This window comes from Candidatus Melainabacteria bacterium RIFOXYA2_FULL_32_9 (genome assembly GCA_001784615.1).
GTDB lineage: Bacteria > Cyanobacteriota > Vampirovibrionia > Gastranaerophilales > UBA9579 > UBA9579.
Window position 1 is genome coordinate 707 of record MFRQ01000086.1, and the last position, 8314, is coordinate 9020.

General features: G+C 31.2%; 7 protein-coding genes. All 7 read left to right on the plus strand.

The window, feature by feature from the left end; genetic code table 11:
* Nucleotides 1–6 precede the first annotated feature (6 nt).
* The 7 genes from A2255_00670 to A2255_00700 all read left to right on the plus strand — a co-directional run bounded on the left by A2255_00670 (nucleotide 7) and on the right by A2255_00700 (nucleotide 8262).
* On the plus strand, nucleotides 7–1722 hold the full coding sequence (locus A2255_00670; GenBank protein OGI19990.1) for a hypothetical protein: 1716 nt from the start codon (nucleotides 7–9) through the stop codon (nucleotides 1720–1722).
* Nucleotides 1722–2642, plus strand: coding sequence for a hypothetical protein (locus A2255_00675; protein OGI19991.1), 921 nt, complete (start codon nucleotides 1722–1724; stop codon nucleotides 2640–2642). Before A2255_00670 ends, A2255_00675 begins: the two co-directional genes overlap by 1 nt.
* A 6-nt stretch (nucleotides 2643–2648) precedes the next feature.
* Nucleotides 2649–3302 (plus strand): hypothetical protein, encoded by a 654-nt coding sequence (locus A2255_00680; protein ID OGI19992.1) that lies wholly within the window; start codon nucleotides 2649–2651, stop codon nucleotides 3300–3302.
* On the plus strand, nucleotides 3295–4728 hold the full coding sequence (locus A2255_00685; protein ID OGI19996.1) for a hypothetical protein: 1434 nt from the start codon (nucleotides 3295–3297) through the stop codon (nucleotides 4726–4728). Before A2255_00680 ends, A2255_00685 begins: the two co-directional genes overlap by 8 nt.
* A 27-nt stretch (nucleotides 4729–4755) precedes the next feature.
* A complete protein-coding gene (locus A2255_00690) occupies nucleotides 4756–6255 on the plus strand; it encodes a hypothetical protein (GenBank protein ID OGI19993.1) in 1500 nt (499 codons plus the stop codon).
* A gap of 11 nt (nucleotides 6256–6266) precedes the next feature.
* On the plus strand, nucleotides 6267–7019 hold the full coding sequence (locus tag A2255_00695) for a hypothetical protein (protein OGI19994.1): 753 nt from the start codon (nucleotides 6267–6269) through the stop codon (nucleotides 7017–7019).
* 340 nt (nucleotides 7020–7359) lie between these two features.
* Nucleotides 7360–8262: a hypothetical protein gene (locus A2255_00700; protein ID OGI19995.1), complete on the plus strand. Its 903-nt coding sequence runs from the start codon at nucleotides 7360–7362 to the stop codon at nucleotides 8260–8262.
* The last annotated feature ends 52 nt before the right edge of the window (nucleotides 8263–8314 follow it).

An 8314-nucleotide genomic window follows, 5' to 3' on the forward strand; every position in this document is an offset into this window, starting at 1 on the left:
GGAACTTTGTATGCTATTGGCTATATTAAGCCATATTTAAACAGGAATAAGGTTGTTTCTTCTCATTTTTTCTTTTTAAATACTTTAATAGTTTCAATGTTGCTTGTGGTAACAGTTCAAAATGTTTTAGCCTTTTTAATTGTATGGGAAATAATGTCTCTATCCTCATTCTTCCTTGTAATATTTGATAATGAGAAAAAAGAAGTAATCTCTGCGGGAATAAATTATTTAATTACGATGCATATATCTATACTTTTCCTTATCATCGGCTTTATTATACTTGCTATCAAATCTGGCAATCTTGATTTTTCATCATTCAGGGAGATATTTGCTTCCAGTAATTTTATATCTAATGCAATTTTTATACTTCTATTTATCGGCTTTGGCATAAAGGCAGGATTTGTACCGTTTCATACCTGGCTACCTAAAGCTCATCCTGCTGCTCCCAGTCATGTTTCTGGGATAATGTCAGGGGTCATGATCAAAACAGGCATATATGGAATATTAAGAATATTATCCCTGATGAGCATACCTTCTATAGAAATCTCTTATTTTGTTTTGTTTATCTCCATTATTTCAGCTATATTTGGCGTTCTTTATGCTATAGCACAGCACGATTTAAAGAGATTACTTGCTTATCATAGTGTTGAAAATATAGGGATTATTGGAATTGGAATAGGTATTGGCATGCTTGGTCTTGCTTATCATAATACACTAATTGCATTATTAGGATTTTTAGGCGGTATTTTGCATATATTAAACCATTCAATATTTAAAGAACTATTATTCTTTGGTGCAGGAGCAGTTTATAACAAAACACATATTAAGAATATTGAAAAAATGGGTGGGTTAATCAAAACCATGCCATATACAGCTTTTCTGTTTCTTATAGGCTCAATAGCAATTACAGGGTTACCACCATTAAACGGATTTATTAGTGAATTTTTGATTTATCTTGGAATGCTGCATAGCTTTGAGATTAACAGCCCAATTATTTTGATAGTCTCAGTTTTTGCAATAGCATCTCTGGCATTAGTTGGAACTATGGCTCTACTTTGTTTTACTAAAGCTTTTAGTATTGTGTTTTTAGGACTACCGAGGAGTGAAAAAGCCAGATCTGTTAAAGAAGAAGTATCACCAATAATGCTTTTTTCTATGGGAATTTTAGCTTTATTTGCTTTTCTAATTGGAATATTTCCTCAATATGCAATAAATCTGGTAAAAAATCCTGCTTTAGTACTGCTACAAAATCAGCAACTTCCTGTAGAAACTATAATTCCATTAAATATTTTTAAAATTATATCGGTTGCATGTATAGGCTTTATAATTCTGTTTATTTTTATTTATGCATTAAGGAGCTTTATGCTTAAAGATAAGAACATTTACAGCTACAAAACCTGGGATTGTGGTTATCAAGCTGGAAATAACAGGATGCAATATACTGCTTCATCTTATGCAAGTCCTTTTCTGTCTTTCTTAAAACCATTTTTTATTAAGGAATTTAATATTAAAAAACCTAAGGAGATTTTCCCTAAGGAGGCTCACTTTGAGCTACATTCCCATGACATCTTTGAATACTATTTTATTCACCCTGCAATAAAGATAAATAAAAGGTTTCTTGAACGATTTTACTGGATACAAAGTGGTAGTACCCAGCAATATATACTATACGGGTTAATATTTCTTGTTATTGCTTTAGCAGGTGCAATAGGAGTTAAATAATGATTGAAATTATATTAAATATACTGTTTTTGTTTATATTTCCTTTTTTATTTATTGGATTGATAAATAAAACTAAAGCATTTTGGGCAGGAAGAAAAGGAGCATCGGTTTTTCAACCATTTTATGATTTTGTAAAACTGCTTAAAAAAGGTCAGGTTATAAGTACTACTACATCTCAAATTTTTGCAATTTTCCCATCATTAGTATTAGCTTCTGTGATTTTCGCAGGTTTATTAGTTCCAACATTTAATCATAGAGCTATATTAAGTTTTGAAGGAAGCTTCATTTTATTTGCATACATTTTGGCATTGGGCAAATTTTTAAGTCTTGCAGGAGCTATGGATACAGGAAGCAGCTTTGAGGGCATGGGAGCAAGCAGAGAAGCAAGCTTTTCAACACTTGTAGAACCTGCTTTTTTCATAATGATCTCATCGATAATAGCATTGAGTGGTAATTATTCCTTTGAAAGCCTGTCTTTGATCCTGCCTAAAAGTGGAGAGCTTGGTTATTTAATCGTTATATTAGGAGTTATTGTCTTATTAATTATGATGCTTATTGAAGGCTGTAGGGTTCCAGTTGATGATCCTAATACACATCTTGAATTAACAATGATTCATGAAGTAATGATTCTTGATAATTCAGGACCTGATCTTGCATTAATACTTTATAGTTCCTGGATGAAGCTTATTATACTAGCCTCATTAATTGCAAATATAATTATTCCTGCTAATTTAACCATTCTTTATTCAGCACTGGCTTTTATAGGAATAATATCTGCTCTTGCAATTATTATTGGCACCATTGAATCTACTTTTGCAAGGTTAAGGCTTACTCATATTTTTGAATTTGCGTTTATAATGAGTTCTATTTCGCTGATTATTCTTTCTTTAACAGTAATTTCAATATATAAAGGAGATTAAATTTAAATGATAAGTATATTAATAGTTATATTTGGGCTAACAATGCTTTATATGGCAACAACAAGCCGTATAAAAGCCCTTATAAATATGCTTTCTATCCAGGGTATTATACTTTTTCTCCTGATTTTATTTATAGGTAAAGAAAAAATACTTCATTTTAATTTTATATTTCTACTAATAGAGACATTACTCATTAAAGCAATAATAATTCCGATATTTTTAAAAAGAGTTTCAGTGAAAAATAATATTTTCAGAGATACAGAACCTTATATCCCCAATTTTTACTCGCTTGTTATCTCTAGTATCATACTTTTTGCAGGTTTTATCGTTTCCAGTTCTCATCATCAACTTTTTGCAAATATAACAACTCTTTATTTTGGAGTATCTATTTCAACAATTCTAATAAGCCTTCTCTTTATTACTACTAAAAAGAAAATTTTAACTCATGTTATAGGTTATACAATGATGGAGAATGGAATATTCCTGCTGTCTCTTTCAGTAGCAAAAGAAATGCCAATGATTGTAAATATGGGCGTTCTATTAGACGTATTTATAGCAATATTTATTCTTGGGATGCTTGTAGACAAAATAAATATTTTATTTGAAGAATTAGACGTATGCACCCTTAATAATTTGAAGGATTGTAGAGATGATGATTGAGATTATATTAATATTTCCACTTATTGCTAGTTTAATATTATTTTTAGCTAAGTCTAAAAAACTGAATAATTATGTATTAGTTATCTATGCAATTCTTTATTCCCTTATCACAATAAGTTTTTATTTAAATAAAACTGCAAATTTCTTACTTCAAAACTATTTTATGACTGACCAGTTAAATATTTTATTCTTATTAATACTAGCAATTATTTTTACTGGAGTTACGTTTTATAATCTTGGTTTCACACAAACTCCTGATATAGATAATAATCAACATACCCATTACTCAATTGGAATATTACTATTTATTTTCTCAATGACAGGCGCAATTTTAAGCACTAATTTGGGGTTATCCTGGGTATTTATTGAAGCTACAACACTGGCAAGTGCGTATCTTATTTATTTTAACAAAACAAAGCATGCACTAGAAGCAGCCTGGAAATATGTTTTTATATGTTCAATAGGTATTTCTCTTGCTTTTGTAGGTATAATATTGCTCTTAATAAGTACAGAAAGTATAAATTCTTTATTTTTCAGTGATTTATATACTAATGCAGCTAAATTAAATCCATTCTGGCTTAAATTATCTTTTGTATTCATCCTTATTGGAATTGGTACAAAGATGGGCTTAGCTCCTGTCCATTCGTGGCTTCCTGATGCTCATTCAGAAGCACCTTCCCCTATTTCAGCTTTATTATCAGCAGCCTTATTAAATTCTGCATTTTTGATTATTCTACGAGTTTTCAAATTAATGGAATTAACTCATCTAGACCATTATGCAAGAATTCTACTCATTTCAATGGGAATCCTGTCCCTTTTTATAACTGCAGTATTTGTTTTCAATATAAATAACTACAAAAGAATGCTTGCTTATTCTTCTATAGAGAATATGGGTATTATCGCAATAGGAATAGCTGTCGGAGGACTGGGAGTATATGCTGCAATGCTTCATCTGATAGGACATTCCCTTATCAAGGCATCATTCTTTCTAACAGCAGGAAATATTTTAAAGAGGTTTGAAACCAAAAAGATAAGTGAAATTAGTGGAATATTAAAAGTTGATAAGATGACAGGATGGCTATGGATATTAAGTTTTGTAGGAATAGCCGGATTACCTCCTTCTCCATTATTTTTAAGCGAGTTTTTATTGTTAAAAACTATGTTAGAAAAGAATCAAATCATTCCTGCATTAATTATTATGATTCTTTTGACAGTAATTATTTATGGAATTGGTAAATCAGTTATAAAAATGAGTTTTGGGGATATTGAAGTTCCCCAGAGAGAATATGGCTTACAAAAAATCAATTTAGCTATGTATCTACCACAAATAATATTTATAACCGGAGCATTAGTACTTGGAATATACATACCCCCCTACATAAATCAGATTATAAATAATGCAGTCCTGGCTATGTCTTCACTCTAAACTATTCTAAATTGAAAGAGGAATAAAATGAAATGGAAAATTTCAAAAAATAATCAGATCATAGACTTAAACGAAATACCTGTATTGAATATAGATGAGCTAAGAGATGAAATAACCAGGCAACATAGAACTAATAAAAGGGTTGTAAGCTTTTTTGGAAATAATGAAGTCTGCGGAGTTAAATTATATACAATACTTGCTGATGATAATAACTCTGAACTTCTGATTTCATCTTCCTGCATAGAAGAAAAAGGGTCATATCTTTCCATAACAAAAAAAATTCCAGCTTTTCATATGTTTGAAAGAGAATTGTATGAAGAATTTGGAATTCAACCTTTAGAACATCCCTGGTTAAAACCTGTTAGATATAGTCACAATAGATTTGATAAAACTCAAACTATAGAAAATTATCCATTCTTCCAAATGGAAGGGGAAGAAGTCCACGAAGTGGCAGTAGGGCCTATCCATGCCGGAGTAATAGAACCCGGACATTTCCGCTTTATGTGTAACGGTGAGAAGGTTTATCATCTTGAAATTCAACTTGGTTATCAACATAGAGGGGTGGAAGATTTACTCGTAAAAAATAATAACCGTTTTATGCCACATCTTGCAGAATCAATAGCAGGAGATACAGTTATTGGTCATAATACTGCGTATTCTAATGCAATTGAATCATTACTAAACATTGAGATTTCAAATAAAGCTAGCATAATAAGAGCAATTGCATTAGAGTTAGAGCGAATTGCAATACATGTTGGAGATTTAGGAGCAATTGCAAATGATATAGCTTATCTTATGGGGAATGCTGTATTTGGAGCTACAAGAACCCTGGTAATTAATACTCTCCTTGAAATATGCGGTAGCCGTTTTGGAAGGGGTTTAATTAGAATAGGAGGAGTTGCATTTGATATTGATGGAGCTTTGAATGAAAAAATTTCTGCAACTTTAGATAAAGTATTAAAAGATGTTGATAGAATGGCATATGCTATGTTTACTTCAGCCAGTGTATTATCAAGACTTGAAAAAACAGGAACAGTTAATAAGGAAAAAGCACAGCAAGTTGGATTAGTGGGTATGGCAGCACGAGCATCAGGCTTATCGCTTGACTCAAGAGATGACCATCCCTGGGGATGGTATAACAATTTAACTATAAATAAGGAAATGCTTGAAAGTGGCGATGTTTTTGCCAGAGCTTATATCAGATATAAAGAGATAAAGCAGTCAATAAAAATCATAAATCTTTTATTATCGCAGATTCAACTTTATGATAATGATATTTTACTAGTGAAAAGTGAAGACTTGCTTTCTAAAAATAGTATGGTTGTCTCAATTGTAGAAGGATGGCGAGGTGAAATACTCCATACAGTATTGACAGATAATGAAGGCAGGATTTCTAAATATAAAATTAAGGATCCGTCTTTCAATAACTGGTATGGACTTGCACTTGCAGTAAGAAATAACGGAATCTCAGACTTTCCTCTTTGTAATAAAAGCTTTAATCTTTCATATTGTGGAAATGATTTATAGGAATAAATATTATGTTTGATACATTAAAATCAAGAATTTATCAGGGTGATCAGGCAATACCCGATATTAAAAAAGCTGTAATAAACGAAAAATTTAGAGGTCTACCTGTAATTAATCAGCAAAACTGCAGTAATTGTTATCATTGCCTATCGACTTGTCCAGCAAATGCTATAAACGAAGACCATACTATTGATCTTGGTAAGTGTATATTCTGCGGAGACTGCGAAAGAGAATGTCCAAATAATGTAATAAAGTTTACCAATTTTCATAAGATTTCCTCAACTTCTCTTGAGCACCTGATTGTTGACTCAAATACAACCCAGAATCACTATGAAACTAATGCTATTAAGTCATCTAAGCAGATTAAAAAACTCTTTTGCAAGTCACTAAAATTAAGGCAGGTTTCAGCAGGAGGATGTAATGGCTGTGAACTAGAATTAAATGCCTGTTCAAACGTAAACTTCGATATGGGAAGGTTTGGTATAGATATTGTAGCGTCTCCTCGGCATGCCGATGGAATAATCATAACCGGTCCCATTACTGAAAATATGGGAAAAGCCCTTGAGGATGCTTATTTATCAACACCTGATCCTAAAATAATAATACTTGCAGGAACTTGTGCCATAAGTGGCGGTATTTTTCAAAATTCTATGACTCTTAAAAGAGATTTTTTAGAAAAATATAAAATTGATCTGTATATTCCTGGATGCCCAGTTCACCCTCTGACCGTAATTAATGGAATTTCAGGAATTATAGATCAGTAATTATGGATATTTTGATTTATTACTGATCTTTAGCATGCCCTAGAAATCTCCATTAATATTGAATTATTAGTGTATAAATCGACAAATAATATCGTATAATTTCCCGAACCGTCATCATGAGTGACACAGTCTCTTTTCCAAGTCATCAATCCTTCCAATTCTGTATAAAAAAGCATCTCTTACCCTTTTTTATTATTCTCATATCTATAAATATACTTGAAAACAAAGTACTTTAATAATTAAATAAATATAAAAATAGGAAACTTAAAGTTATATATTAGAGATTTCAAAGTACGCATTATTATATTAAAATACAATTACTACTAAAGCTGGAGAATTTATGTCTATCTTAGTTACTGGCGGAGCCGGGTTTATAGGTTCTCATATTGTTAATAATTTTATTGAGAATGGTTATCAGGTTGTTGTTGCTGATAACCTTAACTCTGGCAACAAAATAAATCTAAATTCTAACGCAAAATTTTATAATATTGATATCAAAAGCTCTGATCTTGAAAAAATTTTTATTGAAAATAAAATTGAGTATGTTGCTCACTATGCAGCACAAGCTAGTGTTGCTGCTTCAATGAGAAACCCATTAGAAGATATAAATGAAAACGTAGTTGGAACTATAAATCTTCTCAATTTATGCAAAAAATTTGGCATAAAAAAAATAATGGTGGCCTCCACTGCGGCAGTTTATGGCATGCCGGAATATTTACCGGTGGATGAAGAACATAGTACAAACTATTTATCCTTTTACGGACTATCAAAGTTGACAATGGAGAATTATGTAAAGTTATTTGGGGTTGATTATATTATTTTCCGTTTTTCTAATGTCTATGGCCCACACCAGAATGCCGAGGGCGAAGCAGGAGTTATATCAATATTCTTAAATAAAATTTTATCAAATAAACCTGTTGAGATACATGGCGGCGGAGATCAAACTAGGGATTTTATTTATGTAGAAGATGTAGCAATAGCAAATATCCTAGCAGTCAAATCCAATGTAAAAAATGAAATAATAAATATTTCCTCTAATAGCCAAGTTAGCATTAACGAATTGTTTGATATATTAAAAGAAATAACGGGTTATAATACAGAGATTTCGCATACTCCTGCTCGAAATGGAGATATTAGAGATAGCATGCTTGATAATAGAAAAGCACAAAAGCTTTTAGATTGGAAAAATAACATAGAATTACGAGAAGGTCTTAAACAAACTACCAATTTTTTAAAAATATGATTTATATGTATTAAGAAGCTGTTTTGTTAAAAAAAGAAAAATATGTCAACTT